General features: G+C 57.6%; 1 rRNA gene. It reads right to left on the bottom strand.

Annotation, left to right across the window (positions count from 1 at the left end):
* Window positions 1-288: ribosomal RNA gene (locus AC27E8_RS00325) — 23S ribosomal RNA — on the bottom strand; the annotation flags it as partial.

Genomic DNA, 288 nt, shown 5'->3' with positions numbered 1-288 from the left:
CACCGGGTCTCTCGTTGAGACAGCGCCCAAGTCGTTACGCCTTTCGTGCGGGTCGGAACTTACCCGACAAGGAATTTCGCTACCTTAGGACCGTTATAGTTACGGCCGCCGTTTACTGGGGCTTCGATTCGGACCTTCGGGGGTTCACCCCCCTAAGCCCTCCTCTTAACCTTCCAGCACCGGGCAGGCGTCAGCCCCTATACGTCGCCTTTCGGCTTCGCAGAGACCTGTGTTTTTGCTAAACAGTCGCTTGGGCCTTTTCACTGCGGCTCTTCCTTCAGGAAGAGC

It is taken from the genome of Alicyclobacillus sp. CIJ1 (assembly GCF_057538885.1).
Note: the sequence above shows the minus strand (reverse complement) of the source record. Positions and strands in the feature narration are given on the sequence as shown.